General features: G+C 64.4%; 19 protein-coding genes. 11 read left to right on the top strand and 8 right to left on the bottom strand.

Annotation, left to right across the window (positions count from 1 at the left end; all coding sequences use genetic code 11):
* Positions 1-88: 88 nt before the first annotated feature.
* The 5 genes from OU419_RS28740 to OU419_RS28720 all read left to right on the top strand — a co-directional run bounded on the left by OU419_RS28740 (position 89) and on the right by OU419_RS28720 (position 2690).
* Positions 89-964, top strand: a complete 876-nt coding sequence (locus OU419_RS28740) for a BON domain-containing protein (protein ID WP_254469673.1) — start codon at positions 89-91, stop codon at positions 962-964.
* A complete protein-coding gene (locus OU419_RS28735) occupies positions 961-1395 on the top strand; it encodes a PA2169 family four-helix-bundle protein (protein ID WP_254469672.1) in 435 nt (144 codons plus the stop codon). Before OU419_RS28740 ends, OU419_RS28735 begins: the two co-directional genes overlap by 4 nt.
* A gap of 232 nt (positions 1396-1627) precedes the next feature.
* Entirely contained in the window at positions 1628-1891 is a 264-nt protein-coding gene (locus tag OU419_RS28730; protein ID WP_254469671.1) for a hypothetical protein, read from the top strand.
* 128 nt (positions 1892-2019) lie between these two features.
* The gene (locus tag OU419_RS28725; protein ID WP_254469670.1) at positions 2020-2181 is read left to right on the top strand and encodes a DUF1328 domain-containing protein; all 162 of its coding nucleotides are present in this window, start codon (positions 2020-2022) and stop codon (positions 2179-2181) included.
* Positions 2182-2216: 35 nt separating this feature from the next.
* Positions 2217-2690, top strand: coding sequence for an inhibitor of vertebrate lysozyme family protein (locus tag OU419_RS28720; protein ID WP_254469669.1), 474 nt, complete (start codon positions 2217-2219; stop codon positions 2688-2690).
* 189 nt (positions 2691-2879) lie between these two features.
* Here OU419_RS28720 and OU419_RS28715 read toward each other — a convergent pair whose 3' ends face one another.
* A complete protein-coding gene (locus tag OU419_RS28715; RefSeq protein ID WP_254469668.1) occupies positions 2880-3539 on the bottom strand; it encodes a DUF3313 domain-containing protein in 660 nt (219 codons plus the stop codon).
* Positions 3540-4155: 616 nt separating this feature from the next.
* Here OU419_RS28715 and gltP point away from each other — a divergent pair.
* The 4 genes from gltP (at position 4156) to OU419_RS28695 (ending at position 9101) form a co-directional block, all read left to right on the top strand.
* Complete coding sequence (gene gltP, locus OU419_RS28710; protein ID WP_254469667.1) at positions 4156-5505, top strand: glutamate/aspartate:proton symporter GltP; 1350 nt, start codon at positions 4156-4158, stop codon at positions 5503-5505.
* Between the two features lie 109 nt (positions 5506-5614).
* Positions 5615-6844 carry a nucleoside recognition domain-containing protein gene (locus tag OU419_RS28705; protein WP_254469666.1) on the top strand — a complete coding sequence of 410 codons (1230 nt, stop codon included), beginning with the start codon at positions 5615-5617 and terminating at the stop codon, positions 6842-6844.
* A 285-nt stretch (positions 6845-7129) separates the two neighbouring features.
* Positions 7130-8425, top strand: coding sequence for an MFS transporter (gene tcuC, locus OU419_RS28700; protein WP_254469665.1), 1296 nt, complete (start codon positions 7130-7132; stop codon positions 8423-8425).
* A gap of 124 nt (positions 8426-8549) precedes the next feature.
* Complete coding sequence (locus tag OU419_RS28695) at positions 8550-9101, top strand: GNAT family N-acetyltransferase (RefSeq protein ID WP_254469664.1); 552 nt, start codon at positions 8550-8552, stop codon at positions 9099-9101.
* An 18-nt stretch (positions 9102-9119) separates the two neighbouring features.
* Here OU419_RS28695 and OU419_RS28690 read toward each other — a convergent pair whose 3' ends face one another.
* The gene (locus OU419_RS28690; protein ID WP_254469663.1) at positions 9120-10493 is read right to left on the bottom strand and encodes a M16 family metallopeptidase; all 1374 of its coding nucleotides are present in this window, start codon (positions 10491-10493) and stop codon (positions 9120-9122) included.
* Between the two features lie 191 nt (positions 10494-10684).
* On the opposite strand from OU419_RS28690, the gene OU419_RS28685 reads away from it, so the two are divergent.
* Entirely contained in the window at positions 10685-11641 is a 957-nt protein-coding gene (locus OU419_RS28685) for an SDR family oxidoreductase (RefSeq protein ID WP_254469662.1), read from the top strand.
* Between the two features lie 82 nt (positions 11642-11723).
* On the opposite strand, the gene OU419_RS28680 is transcribed toward OU419_RS28685, so the two are convergent.
* Both OU419_RS28680 and OU419_RS28675 read right to left on the bottom strand, forming a co-directional pair.
* Positions 11724-12758, bottom strand: a complete 1035-nt coding sequence (locus tag OU419_RS28680; protein WP_254469661.1) for an AraC family transcriptional regulator — start codon at positions 12756-12758, stop codon at positions 11724-11726.
* 106 nt (positions 12759-12864) lie between these two features.
* The gene (locus OU419_RS28675; RefSeq protein ID WP_254469660.1) at positions 12865-14571 is read right to left on the bottom strand and encodes a Na/Pi cotransporter family protein; all 1707 of its coding nucleotides are present in this window, start codon (positions 14569-14571) and stop codon (positions 12865-12867) included.
* Positions 14572-14906: 335 nt separating this feature from the next.
* Here OU419_RS28675 and OU419_RS28670 point away from each other — a divergent pair, with 335 nt between their 5' ends.
* Positions 14907-15392: an LEA type 2 family protein gene (locus OU419_RS28670; protein WP_254469659.1), complete on the top strand. Its 486-nt coding sequence runs from the start codon at positions 14907-14909 to the stop codon at positions 15390-15392.
* 48 nt (positions 15393-15440) lie between these two features.
* On the opposite strand, the gene OU419_RS28665 is transcribed toward OU419_RS28670, so the two are convergent.
* The 4 genes from OU419_RS28665 to OU419_RS28650 form a co-directional block, all read right to left on the bottom strand.
* Positions 15441-16202, bottom strand: a complete 762-nt coding sequence (locus OU419_RS28665) for a TerC family protein (RefSeq protein WP_254469658.1) — start codon at positions 16200-16202, stop codon at positions 15441-15443.
* 21 nt (positions 16203-16223) lie between these two features.
* The gene (locus tag OU419_RS28660) at positions 16224-17525 is read right to left on the bottom strand and encodes a CitMHS family transporter (RefSeq protein ID WP_254469657.1); all 1302 of its coding nucleotides are present in this window, start codon (positions 17523-17525) and stop codon (positions 16224-16226) included.
* A gap of 300 nt (positions 17526-17825) precedes the next feature.
* A complete protein-coding gene (locus OU419_RS28655) occupies positions 17826-18773 on the bottom strand; it encodes an AEC family transporter (RefSeq protein ID WP_254469656.1) in 948 nt (315 codons plus the stop codon).
* Between the two features lie 141 nt (positions 18774-18914).
* Entirely contained in the window at positions 18915-21296 is a 2382-nt protein-coding gene (locus OU419_RS28650) for a carbohydrate-binding family V/XII (RefSeq protein WP_254469655.1), read from the bottom strand.
* Positions 21297-21608 lie beyond the last annotated feature (312 nt).

Below are 21608 nucleotides of genomic sequence, written 5' to 3'. Positions count from 1 at the left end.
AAATAAAAGGACTTATAAACAAGATGGCACTGTCGCGGGAGTTGTGATGTCTGTACCTCAATACCGGTAGACGCCAGGGAGCGCAGCCATGCCCAGTTCGAAAAAGATGCTTGTCCTTACCCTCGGCAGTCTGCTGCTGAGTACTCAGCCGCTGCCGGGGCAGGCCGCAGAGTCCACTATCACCGAGCAACTGGCGGAGGCGCGCCAGGAGGGGTCGATATGGACGGCCATCAATCTCAACCGCGACCTGAAGCCGTTCCGTCTCAGCGTTGATGTGGAGAAAGGCCGCGCTCTACTGGGAGGCAAGGTTGCCAGCGAAGAACAGCGCAATCTGGCTGGCCAGGTCGCGATGAGCATCGAAGGCATCAGTGCTGTGGATAACCAGATCACCGTCGATCCGGCCCTGGCCAGCGGCGAGGCGCCGCGCAGCGATATGGCGCAGCGTTGGGACGACACGGCCCTGGCGGCCCGGGTCAAGGCTCGCCTGCTGGTGGAGAAGCACATCGACGGGCTGGACATCAAAGTGTCCAGCAAGGGTGGCGCTGTGATCCTGGAGGGCACTGCGCCGAGCGAGGAAGCGAGCCAGCAGGCTTCGCACCTTGCCGCGCAGACCGAAGGCGTGGCCTCTGTGGATAACCGGCTGAAGGTCGTTGCGGACGGCTCGTCCGGCAAGAAGCTGGAGGATTCCGTCAGCGATGCGCAGGCGGCGGTGAGCGATGCCTGGATCACCAGCCAGATCAAAGCCGATGTATTGGCGCGCCACGCTCTGGGGGGCCTTTCCATTGGCGTTTCGACCCGCGATGGCGTCGTGAGCCTGAGTGGCGTGGTGCCGGACGATGCCGAACGCCAGCAACTGATCGAAACCGCCCGCAAGACGCGCGGCGTGCGCGAGGTGGACGCCAGTGCGCTGAAAGTCGCCGGCCAGGCCGCCAGCCTCGATCGACGAGGGGAGCATCGGACATGAACAGTGCGGCGCGCCAGCTCAACGAACTCATCGAGATCGCCCGGGACGGCCAGCGCTTCTACCAACAGGCTGTGTACGAGGTGAGCGACCCACGCCTGCAAGAACTGTTCGAATTCATGATCCGCGCCAAGACCGCGGTGATCGATGCCTTGTCCAGCCAGGTTGCCGCCAGCAACGAAACGCTTGCCGCCGCGGGGACGCTGCTGGGCAGGCTGCGCCAGGTGTATGCCGAAACGCGCGCGAGCCTCGCCAGCGACGAAGAGGCACTCTGCGTGGCGCAATTGGAAGAGGCAGAAGACCGAATCCTGCTCGCCTTCGAGGATGCCCTGCATGACGGGACGCCGGAAACACGGGCGCTGCTGCGAGCGGAGTTCCCCAAGGTACGGGCTTGTCACGATCAGCTGAGCCAGCTCAAGCATTCACTCGGGTGAACCGGGCTGGCCGAGGTTGCAAATCGCACGACGAAACCTCGGCCATCGTGCAGGATGCTACCCGCAATGCATTCTGTATTTAAATTAAGTAATTGTTTTTAATGGAATTTATTCATCAGAAGAGACTGGCATGTGGCGTGCAGACTACCGATGAACCAGTCAGGTACGCCGGGTGACGAGGAGTCCCGAAGACATCGGGCTCGATCCGCCACCGACGGCCAGGAGATTCAGGATGAACAGCCATGAAACGCGTGTCGATGTCTGGAGCCGGGTGTTGCTCGCAGCAGCCCTGCTGTTGCTGATCAACCAGATGCAACTGGTGCCGCAGGCATCGAGCGGCCCTGCCACGTTGCAGCCCGGAATGCCGGGTGCTGTGCAGGATGCGGCACGTTATCCACAGCCGGTTCCGGCCAGCAACGACTCGTATCGCAATTGGGTCCGGCCGGCTCCGCAGACGCAGGCGGTTACCGTTCGCCAGGCGAGCTGGGTGTTCTGAACCGATGGTTGCCGAACCGTCCGCTCTTGGGGCGGAACTGAACTTCGGAGGGCGATACACCTTGGTGATCGCCCCGGAAGTGGCGCCGCAGCCGGCGCCGAATCGATAACGAGAAGAGGAGATACCCCATGCTCAGCTGGGCTCTGACATTCCTGATCATCGCCATCATTGCGGGCGTTCTCGGCTTCGGCGGTATCGCCGGTGCCGCAACCAGTATCGCCAAGATCCTGTTCGTGCTGTTCCTGGTGCTGTTCATCGTGTCGTTCATCTTTGGCCGTCGTCGAGGGTGAAGCTTTTCCTATCTACAGGCGCAAGGAGCACACCGATGAGCTTTAGCCGCAATCTGCTGATCTGTTTTCTTCTGCTGACCGGCGCCGGGGCCCAGGCCCTGGCGGCCGATGCGGACAAGGACGCCCAGTATCGCCTCGACGAACTGCTGTCTTCCGACCCGCAGTATCGCCAGACCTGGCAATCCCTGATCGAGGACGAGAGCCGTCTTCCTGACTGGGTGATGAACCTCAGCGGCACAGCCACGCCGATGCAGGCCGTAGACGAACAGGGCGACAAATACCTGGTTGGGGAGCTGTGCGAACCGCACAACTGCGCTGATCACCGACTCTACGTGGCCTTCAGCTGGGACAAGGAAAAGGCCTACGCGCTCTATGTGAAGGTCCCCGAAGGGTTGCCCGCGGACAAGTCGCCGAGCCGACATGCCAGCTTCCGCTGGCTGGGCGATCCGGACGAAGAGGTGAAGCGCATTCTCGACGACCAGCTCAAGAGCGATCCGAACTGGTTTTGATCGCTGCGCGGCCTGACGGCCTGCGCATGACCAGGGGGCCGGGATGTTCGGGGTGCTTCAGGCCCTGAGCGACCCAGGGGTACAGGGAGTACCTCCGCAAATGGCGGGCCGGGTCAGACCAAAGGCTGCTACGGAACCAACGCGCGGGCGAGACAGCCTTCCGCTCCGCGTTGGTTCCGCAGTGCCGAATCAGGGCTTGAAGCTGGCCGCGTCGCGTGCCCAGCCGTCGAGCACCGGTTTCAGGTCATTGAGGGTCAGGTGCGTACTGGTGTTCTCCAGCGACTTGCCCGCGCCCTTGCGCACCACCTTGGCCACTGGCTTGCTGGTGGCGCCATCCAGCGCTTCCATTTCCACATAGACCTCGGTGTCCTGGTCGCGAGTACCGATGGCCGTCGTGGTGGCGGCAACCACCAGGGCGATCGGAATCACCTCATAGGCGTGCAGGCCCTCGGTGGAAACGTTCACACCGGTGATCGCGGTCTTCAGGACCAGCGTGTCGCGGTCCACCTGTTGCACCACCCGGTAGCGGCTGCTCAGTTGGCGCTCGATCTGCTGTTTCAGGTAGTCGGGTATCTCGTTCAGGGTCTTTTGATCGACAACCTCGGTGGGTTTCGGCTGCGGGAAGTACACCGGCCGTTCCACCAGTACCGAACTGTAGTTGTTCAGCTTCAGGTTCGGGTCCACCCAGCGCAGCACCGGCTGGCCACTGGGCGAGGTCGCGGGCTTGAGCTGGGAGTAGTCGTCGAGGTAGCCGGAGTACTGCGAGGCATCCGGTTTCTGGCTGGAGCAACCGGCCAGCGCCAGGGCACCGGCGCACAGCAGGGCGGGTACTACGGAGAGTCGCGTCATAGAGAGTCCTGTGTTTGGAAGTTCACCGCGTCGTTGCACAAGGCTGGCGCAGTTGCGGCGGCAGGGTAGCCGCAGGCTGCCTCGAACCAGCTCGAAGTTAGCTGATATTTGTCAATTCGAATGACCGTGGATACGTCCTACAATGCTTCGCCGATTCCCGTCGGCTCACTTCCCCAACAATGAAGAGCGGATTCCGGCGACCAGACGCCAGCAACTCGCCAGCCTCGCAATCCAATGGCCCACCCAGCGGCCATCGCCATCCGTGACGGTCCTGACCGTACATCCGGTAACAGGAGTTCCGGACGTCTCGCTTCCGGATGGCCAACTTAACCAAATCGTGCCGGTGACGGCCTCGATACTCCAAGCCTAGTCGGCTTTGAAAAGCGCTGTGTGACAGGCGTTGAGGAACCTGGTTCATGCGGAAAATCAAGGGTCGAACGACCTGGAACCAAGGTTTCAGATGACTTTGCCTATGCCGATTGCGCATAGGGTAGACATCTCCGGCATTAGACGGAGGGGGAGAGCATGGGAATCATGCGCCCCTTTTTCGCTGGCCGTCGGTACCCCGATGACCCGGCGACCCCCCGACTTCCACAAGAATCAAGGGTGACTCACTATGGGCAAAGCCAAGCTCAGCCTCGCCTGGCAGATCCTCATTGGCCTCGTGCTGGGTATCGCACTGGGCGCCGCGCTCAACCATTTCAGCGCGGACAAGGCCTGGTGGATAAGCAACATCCTCCAGCCTGCGGGCGATATCTTCATTCGCCTGATCAAGATGATCGTGGTTCCGATCGTGATCTCCTCGCTCATCGTCGGCATCGCCGGCATGGGTGATGCGAAGAAGCTCGGCCGGATCGGTCTAAAGACCATCATCTATTTCGAAATCATCACCACGATCGCCATCGTGGTCGGCCTGCTGCTGGCGAATATCTTCCAGCCTGGCGCAGGCATCGACATGAGCACCCTGGGCACTGTGGATATCTCCCAGTACGCGCAGACCGCCAAGGAAGTCGAACACCACCACGCCTTCATCGAGACCATCCTCAACCTGATCCCCTCTAACATCTTCGCGGCAATGGCGCGCGGCGAAATGCTGCCGATCATTTTCTTCTCCGTGATGTTCGGCCTGGGCCTGTCGTCGCTGCCGGCGCCGACCCGCGAGCCGTTGGTTAAGATGTTCCAGGGTGTGGCAGAGGCCATGTTCCGCGTCACCCACATGATCATGCGCTACGCCCCCATTGGCGTGTTCGCCCTGATCGCCGTGACCGTCGCCAACTTCGGCTTCGCCTCGCTGCTGCCGCTGGCCAAGCTGGTGGTGCTGGTGTACTTCGCCATCGCCTTCTTCGCCTTCATGGTGCTGGGCCTGGCCGCTCGCCTGTTCGGCTTCTCCATCATCAAGCTGATGCGCATCTTCAAGGATGAACTGGTCCTGGCTTACTCCACCGCCAGCTCCGAGACCGTGCTGCCACGAATCATCGAGAAGATGGAAGCCTATGGCGCGCCCAAGGCGGTGAGCAGCTTCGTCGTGCCCACCGGCTACTCCTTCAACCTCGACGGCTCGACCCTGTACCAGAGCATCGCGGCGATTTTCATCGCGCAGCTCTATGGCATCGACCTGTCCATCGGCCAGCAACTGATGCTGGTGCTGACCCTGATGGTCACTTCCAAGGGGATCGCTGGCGTGCCAGGCGTATCCTTCGTGGTGCTGCTGGCGACCCTGGGCAGCGTGGGCATTCCTCTGGAGGGCCTGGCCTTCATCGCTGGCGTCGACCGCATCATGGACATGGCGCGTACCGCTCTGAATGTGATCGGCAACGCGCTGGCCGTGCTGGTGATCGCCAAGTGGGAGGGTGTCTACGACCCGCAGAAGGGCGCGCGCTACTGGGAGGCGATGCAGAAAGGCCGCGTCGACGCCTTCCTCGAAGGCGAGACTCTCGACGTCAAGGACGGCACTGCCGTTCATTGATCCAGACAGAGTTATACACAGGGCCCCGGCATAGTCCGGGGCCTTGTCGTTTCTGGCGCCAGAGGGGCTCGTGCCGCTATCATCCCGGCCATTCCAAGGGGGACGATCCATGCTCAACGGCCTGTGGCTGAGCTTTTTCATCGTCGCGGCGATCACCGCGCTTTCACGTTGGCTGCTCGGGGGCGAGGCGACGGTGTTCGCCGCTATGGTCGAAAGCCTGTTTGCGATGGCCAGGCTGTCGGTGGAAGTCATGGTCCTGCTGTTCGGTACCCTGACCCTCTGGCTGGGTTTCCTGCGCATCGCCGAGAAAGCCGGCCTGGTAGAAAAGCTCGCGGTGCTCCTGGGCCCGCTGTTTCGCCGGTTGATGCCGGAAGTGCCCGCCGGACATCCGGCCATCGGCCTGATCACCCTCAACTTCGCCGCCAACGGCCTGGGCCTGGACAATGCCGCCACGCCCATCGGCCTCAAGGCGATGAAAGCGCTGCAGGAACTCAATCCCAGCCAGACCACCGCGAGCAACGCGCAGATCCTGTTTCTGGTGCTCAACGCCTCGTCGTTGACCCTGCTGCCGGTCACCATCTTCATGTACCGCGCCCAGCAGGGCGCCGCCGATCCGACCCTGGTTTTCCTGCCTATCCTGCTGGCGACCAGTGCCTCGACTCTGGTTGGCCTGCTCAGCGTGGCGCTGATGCAGCGCCTGCGCCTCTGGGACCCGGTGGTGCTGGCCTACCTGATCCCCGGCGCGCTGGTGCTCGCTGCCTTCATGACGCTGCTGGCCGGGCTTTCGGCAACCGCGCTGGCGCAGCTTTCCTCGCTGCTAGGCAACCTCACGCTGTTCGGCATCATCATGCTGTTCCTGGTCGTTGGCTGGTTGAAAAAGGTGCCGGTGTACGAAACCTTCGTCGAGGGTGCGAAAGAGGGCTTCGACGTCGCCAAGAGCCTGCTGCCCTACCTGGTGGCGATGCTCTGCGCAATCGGCGTGCTGCGTGCCTCCGGCGCGCTGGAGCTGGCGCTCGGCGGGATTCGCTGGGTGGTCGACGGAATCGGCCTGGATACGCGCTTCGTCGATGCCTTGCCTACCGCCCTGGTCAAGCCGTTCTCCGGCAGCGCGGCGCGGGCGATGCTGCTGGAAACCATGCAGTCCCACGGTGTGGACAGCTTCCCGGCGCTGGTGGCCGCCACCGTGCAGGGCAGCACCGAAACCACCTTCTACGTGCTGGCGGTGTATTTCGGCGCGGTCGGCATCCAGCGCGCCCGCCACGCGGTGGGCTGTGCGCTGATGGCTGACCTGGCCGGCGTGCTGGCTTCCATCGGCGTGTGCTACTGGTTCTTCGCCTGAAGCGGCGTCAGTACGCAGCCAGAATGCTCGGAAATTGCTCATCTGTTTCCCTGTCAATGAGCCGCTCGGTATTTCCAATGGATTTCCGACGAGCCGTCGCGAAGCTTTCGCCAATCTTTCAAGCCCAGTAAATTCGGGCCTTTCAGCCATTTTTTGATTGTCGAGCAGGTTGGTTTACACATAGGGTTACAAATAAGTCGTCGAGCCGTTGCCTGCCTGCATCCGGACGACGACGGCCGATTTCCTGCCGGAAATCCTCCCGTGTGTCAGCCTGAGTGATCTCCCATGGCCTCGAACAATTCCAAAGCCAAAGCCGTCTTCCGTGTCGTGAGCGGCAACTTCCTCGAGATGTACGACTTCATGGTGTATGGCTTCTACGCCACCGCCATCGCCAAGACCTTCTTCCCCGGCGACAATGCCTTCGCCTCCCTGATGCTATCGCTCGCCACCTTCGGCGCCGGCTTCCTGATGCGCCCGCTCGGTGCAATCTTCCTCGGTGCCTACATCGACCGCCACGGCCGTCGCCAGGGCCTGATCATCACCCTCGGCCTGATGGCGATGGGAACCCTGCTGATCGCCTTCGTCCCCGGCTATGCCACGCTGGGCGTGGCCGCGCCGCTGCTGGTGCTGTTCGGGCGCCTGCTGCAGGGCTTTTCCGCCGGGGTCGAACTGGGTGGTGTCTCGGTGTACCTGGCGGAAATCGCCACGCCGGGTCGCCGCGGCTTCTTCGTCAGTTGGCAGTCGGCCAGCCAACAGGTCGCGGTGGTGTTCGCCGGCCTGCTCGGCGTGCTGCTCAACCACTGGCTCACTCCGCAGGACATGGGCGAATGGGGTTGGCGCGTGCCGTTCTTCGTTGGCTGCATGATCGTCCCGGCGCTGTTCATCATCCGCCGCTCTCTGGAAGAGACCCCGGAGTTCCAGCAGCGCAAGCATCGCCCGAGTCTTTCCGAGGTGCTGCGCTCCATCGGCCAGAACTTCGGCCTGGTGCTGGCGGGTACGGCGATGGTGGTGATGACCACCGTGTCGTTCTACCTGATCACCGCCTACACCCCGACTTTCGGCAAGAACGAACTGCACCTGTCCGATTTCGACAGCCTGCTGGTGACCATGTGCATCGGCCTGTCCAACTTCATCTGGCTGCCCGTGATGGGCGCTGTCTCCGACCGTGTAGGACGCAAGCCGCTGCTGCTGGCGGCTACGATCCTGGCGCTGGTCAGCGCCTACCCGATGCTGTCCTGGCTCGTGGCCGAACCGAGCTTCGCCCGGCTGCTGGAAGTCGAGCTCTGGCTGTCCTTCCTCTACGGCAGCTACAACGGCGCGATGGTGGTGGCACTTACCGAAGTGATGCCGGCGGACGTACGCACCACCGGCTTCTCCCTGGCCTATAGCCTCGCCACCGCGACCTTCGGTGGCTTCACCCCGGCGGTCTGCACCTGGCTCATCCACGCCCTGGACAACAAGGCCGCCCCCGGAATCTGGCTCAGCGGTGCAGCGCTGATGGGCCTGCTCGCCACCCTGGTGCTTTTCCGCAAGGGCGGCCGCGCGTCTGCTACCCGCGCGCTGGCATCGTCCGGCGCCTGACGTTGGCTGCGGCGTTCTGCCTCAGTTTCGTCCCGGACCGCCTTGATTCAGATCATGCTTGTCCGACGATGGCGGGAGAAGGATAGGGATATCCCAATTCCTCTTCGCCAGCGGAGACCGCGTCATGATCACTCACACCACCGCCGAGCTTGCAGCCTTCGGGGCTGTAGGCGCAGACCACTGGATCGAAACCCTCGAAGACGGCAGTCACGTGCTGATCCGCCCGCTGCGCTCGGAAGACCGTGAGCGTGAGCGTCTGTTCCTCGAACGCCTATCGCCCATGACCCGCAAGTTCCGCTTCCACGGCGAGGTGAAGATCGACGACAAGCTGCTCGACCGGCTGATGGACGTGGATTACCAGCGCACGATGGCGTTCATCGCGCTGACCCACGTGGATGGCGAACTGCGCGAAGTCGGCATCAGCCGCTATGCGGCGGTGGATGGCCAGCAATGCGAGTGTGCGGTGACCATCGCCGACGAGTGGAAGCAACTGGGCCTGGACGTCGCGCTGATGCGCCATCTGATCGACGTCGCCAAGCGCAACGGCTTCAACCAGATGTACTCGATCGACTCGTCGATGGACCGCGACATGCGCGACATGGCCCGTGAACTGGGCTTCCGCGCACAGCTCGATCCGGACGATGCCTGCCAGGTGGTCCGCCGCCTGGCCCTGTAATCCCTGGCCGGCGGGGCTTCAGCTCCGCCGGCGCCACAACGCCAGGCCAAGCAGGCTGGCGAACACCAGCGTGGCCAGCGCCACCAGTGGATAGACCATATCGTCGTCCAGCAACGGCTTCTCGATTCGCAGGTAGCCGTCATCCTTGAACACCTTCTGCGCAACCTCATTGGCCTGTTGCAGGCTGACCTTCGCCAGTCGCCTGTCCTCGTCGGGGAAGTGGCCGTCGTCGAAGTCCGCCAGCGCCCCCCAGTAGTAGTCAGCCAGGGTCGAGTTACCCGGCGTGCTCCATGCCAACTGGGCGCGGGCGACGCGCTGGATTCGGCCGAAACGCGCCGGGTCCAGGCCGTCGTGGCGAATCTTTTCCACAACCTCCCGCAGTGCCTTGAGCGTGGCCTCCTGGTCATCGCGCTCGATATCCGCATTCAGACTGATGAAGCCCTGATTGGCCCACGCGCTGCGCTCGCTCCACGGGCCATAGGACAGCTCCCGGCGAACCCGAAGCTCGGTGTACAGCACGTCATTCAGGTATGCCTGCAGCAGATCCAGGGCGGCGCCTTCGGCATCGTCCGGCTCGGGGAAGATCCAGTGCAGCACCGCGCCTTCGCCGAACATACCGGTGGTCAGCGTGCGTTCGCGTTCGGCGGGGCCTTTCATCTCCGGCAGGTCGCGGCGCTCTGGCGTCTCGTGGTCGACCAGCGCGCCGTAAGTTCGGCTCAGGTACAGCGGCAGGCGCGGGTCGAGGTCGCCGACGATGATCAGCGTCATGTTGCCAGGCACGTACCAGTCGCGGCGCAGTTGCTCCAGCTGAGCCTGGGTCAGGTGCTCCACCGGGGCGCGCTCGGGGCAGGCCAGCCCCAGCTCGACAGCCAATTGCTCCTGGCCGGCGCGGCTGATGTTCTGGTGATCGAGCCAGCGTTGCAGATGTGAATAGTGGCCGCCGTCCTCGCGTACCAGCACTTGCTTGGTGGCTTCGAGCTTGTGCGCGTCGAGCCGGGTGCGGGTGATGATTTCCAGCAGCAGGTCGAGCACCTGGCGCTGAGTGGCCGCCGGCGACTCGACGACGAAGGCAGTATCGCCCTCACTGGTGTAAGCATTCCACTGACCGCCAAGGGCCTGCATGCGTGCTTCCAGATCGGCTTCGTCGCCGCCGTCCAGGCCGCTGAAGAACAGGTGCTCCATCAGGTGCGGCAACTGCCGGTCATGGCAGGAGAAGTCGCTGAAGCCGACGCCGACGATCAGCCGGATGGATACGTGGCCTTTTTCCCGTGTCGGCTTGAACAGCACTCCCATGCCGTTTTTCAGTTGATAGGCTTCGACCGTCTGGCGCTGATCGGCGTGCGACCAGCCACCAAGCAGCAGGGACAGCAGGGGGAGCAACAACCAGCGCATGACGGGAGCCTGAACGCAAAGCCACGAGGATAGCGGATTGACCCGCTCGAACCTACCCGCATTCCACGAAGAACTGGCCTGCCGGGTCATGGCGGCTGGCCTGCGCTGTCACTGTCGGCGTTCGGAAGGCGGATTTACTCTCTGAGACTCTCACCGCGAACTCGCTCGGGTTGTAGCGATTCGGAGGCTCCATGCGTGTCCTGATTACCGGTGCTGCCGGTTTCCTCGGCCAGAGCCTGCTCAACGAGCTGGCCGTGCAGCATCTCGACTGGACGCTGATAGCCGCCGATGCCCGTTGCCTCAGTTCGCAGGGACTGCGTCCGAACATCGAGCCACTGCAACTGGATGTCAGCCAGCCCGCGCGGGTGAGGCACTGCGTGGAACAGTGGCGCCCCGATGCCATCGTGCACCTGGCCGCGGTGATCAACCCGCCGCGCGAGATGTCCGAAGCCCAACTGCATGCCGCCGAGGTCGGCGGTACCAAGGCGCTGCTCGATGCGGCCCGCGAATGCGATGTGAAGCAACTGATCGTCACCAGCTCGGGTGCCGCCTACGGCTACCATCCCGACAACGCCGAATGGATCGACGAGAACCAGCCGCTACGGGGGCACCCGCGCTTCCTCTACGCGCGCCACAAGCAGGAGATCGAACAACTGCTGGCCGATGCGCGGAAGCGTTATCCACAGCTCAAGCAACTTATCCTCAGGCCCGGAACCATTCTCGGGCGCCGTGTGCATAACCCGCTCACCGAGTTGTTCGGACGGCGCAGCGTACTGGGCATCGCTGGCTATCCCGGGCGCTTCGTGTTCATCTGGGACCAGGACGTAGTGAACGTCATTCGCCAGGGGCTGGAGCGGGGCAGCGAGGGAATCTACAACCTCGCTGGCGATGGCGCGCTATCGATGCGTGAGATCGCCGGGCTGCTGGGCAAACCCTATCGGCCATTGCCGGCAACCCTGGTGCGGGCCGGCCTCAGCTTGCTGAAGCCGCTCGGGCTGGTGCCATACGGGCCCGAGCAGGTGGACTTCCTGCGCTATCGTCCGGCCCTGGACAACCGGCGCCTCAAGGAGGAGTTCGGCTACCAGCCGCGCTACTCCAGCCGCGAAGCCTTCCTGGCCTATCTCGATGCGCGCGGGATGAAAGAATAAGGCTCGCCTGTACTGGACAGCCCTGTGGGCAACCTGTGAACAAGCCTGTGGAAAGCCGCCTGCCGAGCCGTGGCCGGAGTCGTCACCCGCAGGAATGACGGCGCCGCTGGCGATACTCGCCAGGCGTAAGTCCAGTCCAGTGACGGAAGGCGCGGAAGAAGACGCTGGGTTCCGAGTAGCCGAGCAGCGCGGCGATATCGGTGGCCGGCAGGTTGCCTTCGCTGAGATAACGCTCGGCCAACTGCCTGCGGGTGTCGGCCAGAAGCTGTTGATAACTGCTGCCTTCTTCCGCCAGGCGCCGCTGCAGCGTTCGTTCGCTCAGCCCCAGCTCGCAGGCCAGGGCCGCACGTCCCGGCTCGCCACGGGTGAGCTGTTCGCCGAGCAGGGCGACCACCCGGCCACTGACGCTGGCGCTGGGCAGGCGCGCCAGCAGCCCCTCGGCGTGTTGGCGCAGCAGGTCGCGTAGCGGGGCATTGGCCTGGGGCAGAGCTGCGCCGACCATCGACTTCGGCAGACCCAGCGCGTAGTCCGAGGCCGAAAAATGCAGCGGGCAGGCGAAGGCCGCCTCGTATTCTTCCAGGTGCTGCGGCTGGCTGTGCATGAAGCGACATCCCACCAGTTGCAGACCCGGCAGCAGTGCCTTGAGCTGGCGCGCCCAGAATCCCAGCAGGGCCAGCGCGCGCGCTCGCGTGGCCGTTTGCTCGGGGTTCAGCGGGCGATAGGCGACCCAGATGGATTCCGGCTGCGCCTCGATTATCACCTGGCCGCCTTCGCCGACCAGGCGTTGGTAGCGCAAGGCGGATTCCAGGGCATCGCCCAGCGTGGTGCTGCTCTGCAGCAGATAGCCCAGCGCGCTGAAAGACGCCGGCGATAGCGCACGCCCCAGCGCCAGGCCGGGTTCCTGTTGTGGCAGGCTCGACTGGATTTCCTCCCACAATCGCTCCTGGCGCGGGAAGTCGATGCGTGCGTCGGGATCGCCAAGCTGGGCCTCACGCAGATCGCAGGCGGCGAGCAGTTTTTCGCGGCTCAGACCCAGGCGGGCGGCGGCCAGCAGCACGGCCTGGGTCAGGCTGGCGCTGACCGAGGGAGTGCGGAATGTTTGAGAGCTTTCGTCCATGGCGGCGGATTCTGCCCTAACCCTGGGCCGGGTGTAATCGTGTTGTGAGCGGCGCCGCGGAGTGCCCGGCGAGCAACTCGCGCAACGATCCTGCCGTCCCCATGTTTCAACCCGTCGCGCTGGAGCCCGATGTCGGGGACCGATGCTCCCGCGCCGCCTCGATTTCGCGCTCGACGAAGTCGTCGGGCTCCTCCACCGTCCTGGCGTCCGGGTTGTCCAGAACAGCATAGGCGATGGCACAGAAGAGTGAATTCAGGCGCTTCATGTCGCTGATCAGGTCAAGGTGCAGCGAACTGGTCTCGATGCTCTGCACTACCTGTTGGCGCAGGCGGTCGACATGTGCGTGGGCGTAATGCCGTTCCTGCAGGCGGAAACGCTGCTTGGCGCGGCGCAGGCGGCGGGCGCCTTCCTGGTCGCCGTTGAGGAACACCGACAGCGCCAGGCGCAGGTTGTCGAGGAGTTGTGCGTGTAGTGTGGTGATCTCCTCCAGGCCGTTGTCGGAAAATGACCGGCTGCGCGAGGTTTTCTTGTCCTGCACCGCGCCGAGCATGTGCTCGATGATGTCGCCTGCCTGCTCCAGGTTGATCGCCAGTTCGATGATCTCCGCCCAGCGGCGGCTGTCCGGCTCGCTCAGGTCCTCGCGCGGCATGCGCGCGAGGTATAGCTTGATCGCCGTGTAGAGCGCATCGACGTCGTCGTCCTGCTTGCGGATCTGCTTGGCGAGCAGCGGGTCGCCGCTGTGGATAACCTGCATCAGGTTGTTCAGCATCTGCTCGACGATGTCGCCCATGCGCAGCGTTTCGCGCACCGCGTTGACCAGCGCCAGGCTCGGCGTGTCCAGAGCGGCGGGGTCGAGATGGCGCGGTCGCACGGTGTCCTCCGGCGACTGCCGGTCCGGCATCACTGCGGTACAGAAGCGCGCCATCTGCTCCGTCAGCGGCAGGCAGGCGAGGCAGCGGGTGGCGTTGTAGAGGACGTGGAAGGCGATCACCAGCTCCTGGGTGCGGAACGGCCAGTCATCCAGCCATTGCGCCAGCGGCCCGACCAGCGGCAGCACCAGCAGGCAACCGACGAATTTGAACAGCAGGCTGCCCAGCGCCACGCGGCGGCCGGCGGCGTTCTGCGAGGCCGAACTGATCATGGCGAGGATGCCGCTGCCCAGATTTGCGCCGACCACCAGACACAGCGCCACTTTCAGCGAGATCACCTTGGAGGTGGCCAGAGTCGCGGTGAGCAGCACGGCGGCCAGGCTGGAGTAGGAAATCATGGCGAACAGCGCGCCGGTCAGGGCGTCCAGCATCACATCGCCGGTGAGGCTGGAGAACAGCACCTTCACGCCCTTGGCCTGGGTCATCGGCTCGGCGGCGGCGATGATCAGTTGCAGCGCCAGGATGATCAACCCCAGCCCGATGAAGACCCGCCCCAGTTGGCCGATGCGGGTCTGCTTGCGGGACAGGAAGAGGATCACCCCGAAGAAGATCAGCAGCGGCGACAGCCATGACAGGTCCAGCGTGAGAACCCGTGCCATCAGGGCTGTGCCGACGTCGGCGCCGAGCATGATCGCCAGTGCCGGCGCCAGCGCCATCAGCCCTGTGGCGACGAAGGACGTGGCCAGCAACGCGGTGGCGTTGCTGCTCTGTACCAGGGCGGTGACGCCGATACCGGCGGCGAACGCCAGCGGCCGCTTCTGAACGCTGCGGCTCAGTATATGGCGCAGGTTGCTGCCGTAGACCCTGAGAATGCCGGTGCGAACAATGTGAGTACCCCACACCAGCAGGGCGACGGCGGAGAGAAGATCGAGCAGTTTGAGCATGTCGGGCCCCCTCGCACTTTCTGGGGCCGCTGACCTCAACAACCCCTGACGACCGCGCCCGCAACCTGTGTGCGCGCTAGGCCGAAAAGGACACGGCAGCGTTCAGGCGTTGTCATCTGACTGTCATGGTAGACCCGTGTTTTTCCCTGAGGGTTCGCCAAATGCCTGATTCGCTGGGGTTCCTGAGCTTGAGTAAAGCTGATCCAGCGGCCGACCGTGCGCCGTTCGGGCAATCTTTTGCATACTGCCGGATGTCTAGACTTCGGACTGTCCGCGTGGCGTCTGGCGCCGTTGTGGATAAGTTCGCCGCTGCAATGAACCAGCAAGGAGTGTGCATGGGACGTTATCGAGAGCTTGTCCTGCGTGGCGGGTTGATCCTGGTACTGCTGGCGCTGGGCGCCTGTGCCAGCCTGTTCGGCCAGCGCGATCCGTTGCGCATCAACCTGGTCGGTCTGGAGCCTGCGGCCGGGCAGGGCATGGAAGCGCGCTTCACGGTGAAGCTGCGGGTACAGAACCCCAACGACCAGGTCATCGACTACAACGGCATCGCCCTGGACCTCTCGGTGAATGGCCAGCCGCTGGCCAGCGGCGTGAGCGATGCGAGCGGGCAGGTGCCGCGTTTTGGCGAAAAAGTGATCAGCGTGCCTGTGAGTATCTCGGCGTTCTCCGCCATTCGCCAGGCCTGGGGCCTTTCCGGCGGGCCGCCGCGCCAGGGCATGCCCTACGAGATCAGCGGCAAGCTGGCCGGCGGGCTGTTCGGTACGGTGCGCTTCAACGACAAGGGCGTGCTGAACTGGCCGGAGCCGGTCGCACGCCCTTGAGCGGGTGCCTCTGTGGATAAGCCGGGCTGTGGATAGCCCGGCGTCTGGTCACTGGCCAGGGATATCCTTGCGCAGTTTCACCGGTTCCACTTCCCTGCGTCCGCGCGCGGTGCGCATGCGGATATTCAGCGCTTCCACCGCCAGCGAGAAGGCCATCGCGAAGTAGACGTAGCCCTTGGGCACATGTACCTCGAAGGATTCGGCGATGAGCACCGTGCCGACCACGATGAGGAACGACAGCGCGAGCATCTTCAGCGACGGGTGCTTGTCGATGAAATCACTGATGGCGCCGGCGCAGAGCATCATCACCAGCACCGCGACGACGATCGCCGCAACCATCACCGGCACGTTGGAAACCATGCCCACCGCGGTTATCACCGAGTCCAGCGAGAACACGATGTCGATGATGGCGATCTGGATGATGGTGCCGACGAAGCCGCCCATCATGCTCTTGGGCTCGCCCTCGACTTCATCCTCGCCTTCCAGGCCGTGGTAGATCTCGGTGCTGCTTTTCCACAGGAGGAACAGGCCACCGAAGAACAGGATCAGGTCGCGCCCGGAAATACCCTGGCCGAACACGTGGAACAGGTCGGCGGTCAGGCGCATCACCCAGGTGATCGACAGCAACAGCAGGATGCGCGTGACCATCGCCAGCGCCAGCCCGAAGAAGCGCGTGCGTGGCTGCAGGTGCTTGGGCATCCGGCCGACCAGGATAGAGATCATGATGATGTTGTCGATGCCCAGGACGATCTCCAGGGCAGTCAGGGTGAAGAACGCAATCCAGATTTCAGGGCTGGTCAGCCATTCCATTTCGGGTACTCGAATCGATCGTTAACTGAACAGGGGAAACAGGCCCAGCAGCAGTGCGGCGGCGAGGATCGCCAGGCACACCAGCACGGCCCATTTCAGCGTGAAACGCTGATGGTCGCCGAAGTCCACCTTGGCCAGGCCCACCAGCAGATAAGTGGACGGCACCAAAGGGCTGAGCAGGTGCACCGGCTGGCCGACGATGGAGGCGCGGGCCATTTCCACCGGGGTGATGCCGTACTGCGCGGCGGCTTGCGAGAGTACCGGCAGCACGCCGTAGTAGAAAGCGTCATTGGACATGAAGAAAGTGAACGGCATGCTCACCAGCGCGGTGATGGTCGCCAGGTACGGGCCGAGTGCCGGAGGAATCACCGCCAGCAGGCTTTTCGACATGGCTTCGACCATGCCGGTGCCGGAAAGGATCCCGGTGAACACGCCAGCGGCGAAGATCAGCGAAACCACCGCCAGCACGTTCTCGGCATGGGCGCCGATACGCTTCTTCTGCTCCTGGATGCAGGGATAGTTCACGATCATCGCGATACCGAAGGCGATCATGAACAGAACCGGCATCGGCAGCAGGCCGGCGATCAGGGTGGTCATCAGCACGCAGGTGAGAATCGCGTTGAACCACAGGAGCTTCGGTCGGCGCGCTTCGGGGTACTGCGAGACGCTGACCTCGGCCATCGCCACATGGTCGGTTGGCAGGTGCAGCTCGCCCAGGCGGGCGCGCTCGCGTTTGCCGTACACCCAGGCGATGGCGAAGATCGCCGCGAGGCCGGCGAGCATGGCCGGGATCATCGGCACGAAGATATCCGCCGGGTCGACGTGCAGCGCGCTGGCCGCGCGGGCGGTCGGGCCGCCCCAGGGCGTCATGTTCAGCACACCGCTGGAAAGCATGATCAGGCAGGCCATCAGCAGCGGGCTCATGCCCAGGCGGCTGTACAGCGGCAGCACGGCGGCCACGCAGATCATATAGGTGGTCGAACCGTCGCCATCCAGGGAGACGATCATCGCCAGCGCGGCGGTGCCCATCGAGACCTTCAGCGGATCGCCCTTCACCAGCTTGAGGATCTTGCGCACCGCCGGATCGAACAGGCCCGAGTCGATCATGATGGCAAAGTAGAGGATGGCGAACATCAGCATCACACCGGTGGGCGCCAGCGTGCGGATGCCGTCGAGCATCATCGGGCCGAGGCCGGCGGCGAACCCACCGAGCAGGGCGAAGGCGATCGGGACCAGGATCAGCGCGATCAGCGCCGACAGCCGCTTGGTCATGATCAGGAACATGAAGGTCGCCACCATGGCGAAGGCGAGGAAAGTCAGCATGTGGATAACTCCGTATCGGCGCGGATTTCAGCGGTAGCTGTGGACAAGCACGCGCGGTGCGGACGGAGTGACGGCGGGGACGGACAGGAAACGGGGCATGAGCGATCACCGATTGTTGTTTTTGTACGCTGCAGGGATGCAGGTCGTCAGAGGCGGCGATCCTAGGGGGTCAAGCTTTCAGCAGCCTTTCGCGGACGATTGCCGCCGATCGGTGGGTATCCTTGCGGTTAGAGTCGGGTGGCGGCAGGCAATCCATCCGGCGGAAGTATTCGCGCGGTGCATTGCCGGGAGTAACGGCGCTCACCCCAGCGCCTGGATCAGCCCCATCACCAGCAGCAGGCTGGCGCCGGCGAGCAGGGTCTGCAGGGTGATGATGCCCGCCATCAGGCTGCTTTCGCCGCCGAGCTGGCGGGTCAGCACATAGGCCGTGGGCGCGGTCGGCAGGGCGAAGAACAGCACCAGCAGCGCGCTTTCCAGCGCCGGAAGCGCCAGCACTCGGGCGATAGCGAAGGCCAGCAGCGGCATCGCCAGCAGGCGCACCGCGCAGTTCCAGCCCAGTGCCGAAGCCTCGGCGCGCAGCTCCTGCGGCTGCAGCGCCGCACCCACGCAGAGCAGGCCCAGCGGCAGGCTGGCGACGGCCAGCAGATTGAGCAGGCGGTCGCTGCCGCCGGGCAGGCCGATGCCGCTGACATTGAGCAGCGCGCCGATGACGCAGGCAAGGATCAGCGGGTTCTTCACGATCGGCAGCAGCAGCGCGCGCAGGCTGATACCGCGTTCGGCGGTCAGCGCCCATACCGACATCACGTTCACCGTCGGCACCATCAGCGCCAGCATCAGTGCGGCCAGGGTCAGCCCCGGCTTGCCGTACAGGCTGCCGACCGCGGCCAGGCCCAGATAGGTGTTGAAGCGCAGGACGCCCTGGGCGATGGCGCCGAAGCGCGCGGCGTTCCAGCCGCGCATGCGTCTGACCAGCAGCAGCGCCAGCCAGGCGATACCCAGCCCGAGCACCACCGCCAGTGCCTGGCGCGCGAGGCCGGGGTCGTCCAGCGGTGCGCCGGCCAGGCTGCTGGCGAGCAGCGCGGGGAACAGCAGGAAGTAGTTCAGGCGCTCGGCCGCGGGCCAGAACGCTTCGCCGGGAAAGCCCTTGCGGCGCATGAAGTAGCCGCCGACGATCAGCGCGAACAGCGGCCACAGGGCCTGGAACAGAGCGGTCACGGCGACCTCGGGAGGGGGAGTGGAAGCCGGCATCTTGCCGAGCCCACGCAGCCAAGGGCAAGTACTGTGGAAAAGTCTGTCGCCCACGGGAAAGTGGCGCCGTGGAAGGCTTGTATGAGGTGATGGGTTTTCCACAGGCAGGCCCTGTGGAAAACCGCTATTCAGTCCACAGACTCAGCGACGGAATCCGCCACCACCGAAGTGCCCGCCGCCGATCCGCCCACCGCCGCCCCACTGGCGTTGGGTCTGGTTGAAACGCTGCTGGCCGATCTGGCGCGATTGCCACTGCTGGTCGAGTTGGCTGCGTACCGCGCTCTGGTTCTGCTGTACCGGCTGCCAGCCGCTGTCGGTGTGTTTCTGCCAGCCATTGTCGGTGCGCTGGTAGACGTTGCCGTCGTGCCCGGCGTAAACGTCGCCGTTCTTCCAGGCCACCGCGTTGCCCGTGCGGCGGTTGTAGCTGATGCCCTGGCTATCGTGTTGATAAGTGTCGCGGCCTTCGTCCACGTCACCCTTTACGCCGCGTTCGGCGATGGTGGTGCGGCCGGTCTGCGCATTGTGCGTGGCGACCTGCCGGCCAGCGACGAAGTCCCCGCTGTCGGTGTGCGCGGCGATGCCGCTGCGGCCGGCGCCGGAGATGCCGGTCGAGGCGTTGGAGAACGCGCCACGGCGCCCGGCGGCGGCATCCTCGCTGTAGGGGTTGAAGGCAGCGCCCCTGGCGCCCTGGTAGTGCGTGCCGGTGCGCGGGTTGTAGCCGATGGCCGAGCTGCCTTGCCATTGGGTGCCGGTCCAGCCGTTGTAGCCGTAGGCATGGGTGACGCTGCCCTGGCCCCAACGTCCGTAGAAGTTGGCCTGGTTGACGTTGGTATAGCTCCAGCCACCGGCCGGATAGGGGCCCCAGTACGGTCCCCAGCAGGGTTCCGGCGCTCCCCACCAGGAGCCCGCGGCAAAGCCGAAGGCGAAGCCGGTCAGCGCACCCACGGCGAAGCCCGCGCCGTAGCCGTAGGTGGGAGGGTAGCCGTAGTAGGTCGTCTCGCTGACGTAGGCCGGATAGGTGTAGCCGGTGCCGTAGACCACCGTGCCGCTGCTGTTCACCACGACGCCCAGGTAGCCCGGCGTGTAGCCCACCACCACGTTCTGCGGAGTCACCGAGTAGATATGCACATAGGTGACGTAGTAGACCGGCGAGCTGGGCGGAATGTCGTAGATCGCCGCCGGCACCTCGGTAGCCACCTGCCAGACGCCGGTAGCGCTCGGTGCGACGAACCAGACGCCGTTGGAAACCGCATAGAACTGATTGGGCGAGACCTCGATCACCGGCGTCGGCGTATTCACCGCATAGCGCAGCGCGGTGCCGGTGATCGGCTGGAAGTTCGGCGCACCGTCGTAGTTCACCTTGAGCGTGGTCTTGCTGCGCGAGACGCTGGCGGTCTGCGGAATGCTGGCGGCGATGGCGGCCTCCTTGGCCTGCGGCGTACCGGGCACCGAGACCAGCACGTTGGCCTTCGGATCCTTGGGCGAGATTTTGGCGAAGTCGGCGGGCAGGTCCTTGCCGTCGACGTACTGCCACGGGCCTTTCTCGCCGGGGCTGCTGAACCAGCGGCCGGACACCAGCACGTACCAGGTGTTGTGGGTCGGATCGACGAACACCGCATGGTCGGCGTTCTTCATGTTCAGCAGGGTGACGCCATCCACCGGCACCATCTGCGCGGTGCCCTCGCTGACGATCAGTTCGGTGGGCTGGGTGGCGACGAGAACCGCCGGCGGGTGTGACGGGCTCTTGCCGTTCCTGGGCAGCAGCGCATCCACCGGCCCGGACTTCTCCGCGACCTGCTGTGCGCTCACCAGCGCCTTCGGCGGCTGGCTCAGCACCAGCCAAGTGCCGTCCAGCGTCTGCGAGGTGTACCAGTTGCCCGCCGCGTTCAGGTAATTGTTGCCCTGGGCGTCGCGCAGGATCAGCACGCGGCTGTTGAGCACGCGCTGGAAGTCGCTGTTCGCCAGCCCCTGCCAGTTCGGCTGGCCGTCGATCATCACCAGCACCGTCGGGACGCTGACGAAGAGAATCTGCGGCGCGTCGTTCTTCACCTCGACATGGCGCAGCTTGTCCAGTTGCTGGTTCACCGCGTAGCTGGCCTGCAGTTCGTCGAGGGAGACGGTCATTCCACCCTTGGGCAGGCGCGCCACCAGCGCCTCGCGCACCTTGTCCACGCTGTCCGGCGCGGTGGGCACTTCCACTTTGTCGATGCGGATGTCGGTGAGCTGCACCAGGCCGCTGGACTTGTCGATGTCAGCCGCCGCGGAGAACAGCGCTACGCCGTAGGTTGGCGCGGTGTTGGCGGCGCCCACGGCGATTGCGGCGCGGCCGCTCATGCGCGTGCCGTCCCAGCCTTCGATCTGCGGCTGGAATATCTGCACATGCTGCTCACCCAGCGCGAAGTCGCGCGGCCACTTCAGTTCGGTGGCGGCCGGTGGCGCAGTGTCGGCCGCCTGCGCGACAGGGTGGCCGAGCGCAAGGCCGACGGCCAGGGCGAGGGACGACAGGAGCGGGCGTAGAGCCATATACGAAACCTTCCATAGTGGGAGCTGCGTGGTTCAACGATAGTGCAGCGCCCGACCATGTGCGTGGGGACGTTCGGGAGTGTCGAGCCATGCTGGTGCAAACTCGTCCACACGACAGCTCTTTCTTATCCTGCAGCCACGAATTTAGTAATTTTCCGAGCCTCCCGCTTCGGCCACCATCTTCCAGCCCGATCCGCCGCGCGCGGCGCGCAAGAGTCCGCGCCGCGCGCGTTCCGGTCAGACTATCGCTTCCGGCCTCCTGGCCACTTCGGCCTGCTGCACGGCGTCCTGCGCCGCGCGGCTGTGATAACC

Source organism: Pseudomonas triclosanedens (assembly GCF_026686735.1).
In the GTDB taxonomy this organism is placed as follows: Bacteria; Pseudomonadota; Gammaproteobacteria; order Pseudomonadales; family Pseudomonadaceae; genus Pseudomonas; species Pseudomonas triclosanedens.
Note: the sequence above shows the minus strand (reverse complement) of the source record. Positions and strands in the feature narration are given on the sequence as shown.

What these genes read in the sequence shown, in the direction of transcription:
- OU419_RS28725 (WP_254469670.1), top strand. Translation starts at nt 2,020, where the DNA reads ATGCTCAGCTGGGCTCTGACATTCCTGATCATCGCCATCATTGCGGGC.
- OU419_RS28665 (WP_254469658.1), bottom strand. Translation starts at nt 16,202, where the DNA reads ATGGAATGGCTGACCAGCCCTGAAATCTGGATTGCGTTCTTCACCCTG.
- OU419_RS28690 (WP_254469663.1), bottom strand. Translation starts at nt 10,493, where the DNA reads ATGCGCTGGTTGTTGCTCCCCCTGCTGTCCCTGCTGCTTGGTGGCTGG.
- OU419_RS28675 (WP_254469660.1), bottom strand. Translation starts at nt 14,571, where the DNA reads ATGCTCAAACTGCTCGATCTTCTCTCCGCCGTCGCCCTGCTGGTGTGG.
- OU419_RS28735 (WP_254469672.1), top strand. Translation starts at nt 961, where the DNA reads ATGAACAGTGCGGCGCGCCAGCTCAACGAACTCATCGAGATCGCCCGG.
- OU419_RS28705 (WP_254469666.1), top strand. Translation starts at nt 5,615, where the DNA reads ATGCTCAACGGCCTGTGGCTGAGCTTTTTCATCGTCGCGGCGATCACC.
- gltP (WP_254469667.1), top strand. Translation starts at nt 4,156, where the DNA reads ATGGGCAAAGCCAAGCTCAGCCTCGCCTGGCAGATCCTCATTGGCCTC.
- OU419_RS28685 (WP_254469662.1), top strand. Translation starts at nt 10,685, where the DNA reads ATGCGTGTCCTGATTACCGGTGCTGCCGGTTTCCTCGGCCAGAGCCTG.
- OU419_RS28670 (WP_254469659.1), top strand. Translation starts at nt 14,907, where the DNA reads ATGGGACGTTATCGAGAGCTTGTCCTGCGTGGCGGGTTGATCCTGGTA.
- OU419_RS28660 (WP_254469657.1), bottom strand. Translation starts at nt 17,525, where the DNA reads ATGCTGACTTTCCTCGCCTTCGCCATGGTGGCGACCTTCATGTTCCTG.
- OU419_RS28740 (WP_254469673.1), top strand. Translation starts at nt 89, where the DNA reads ATGCCCAGTTCGAAAAAGATGCTTGTCCTTACCCTCGGCAGTCTGCTG.
- tcuC (WP_254469665.1), top strand. Translation starts at nt 7,130, where the DNA reads ATGGCCTCGAACAATTCCAAAGCCAAAGCCGTCTTCCGTGTCGTGAGC.
- OU419_RS28695 (WP_254469664.1), top strand. Translation starts at nt 8,550, where the DNA reads ATGATCACTCACACCACCGCCGAGCTTGCAGCCTTCGGGGCTGTAGGC.
- OU419_RS28680 (WP_254469661.1), bottom strand. Translation starts at nt 12,758, where the DNA reads ATGGACGAAAGCTCTCAAACATTCCGCACTCCCTCGGTCAGCGCCAGC.
- OU419_RS28720 (WP_254469669.1), top strand. Translation starts at nt 2,217, where the DNA reads ATGAGCTTTAGCCGCAATCTGCTGATCTGTTTTCTTCTGCTGACCGGC.
- OU419_RS28730 (WP_254469671.1), top strand. Translation starts at nt 1,628, where the DNA reads ATGAACAGCCATGAAACGCGTGTCGATGTCTGGAGCCGGGTGTTGCTC.
- OU419_RS28715 (WP_254469668.1), bottom strand. Translation starts at nt 3,539, where the DNA reads ATGACGCGACTCTCCGTAGTACCCGCCCTGCTGTGCGCCGGTGCCCTG.
- OU419_RS28650 (WP_254469655.1), bottom strand. Translation starts at nt 21,296, where the DNA reads ATGGCTCTACGCCCGCTCCTGTCGTCCCTCGCCCTGGCCGTCGGCCTT.
- OU419_RS28655 (WP_254469656.1), bottom strand. Translation starts at nt 18,773, where the DNA reads ATGCCGGCTTCCACTCCCCCTCCCGAGGTCGCCGTGACCGCTCTGTTC.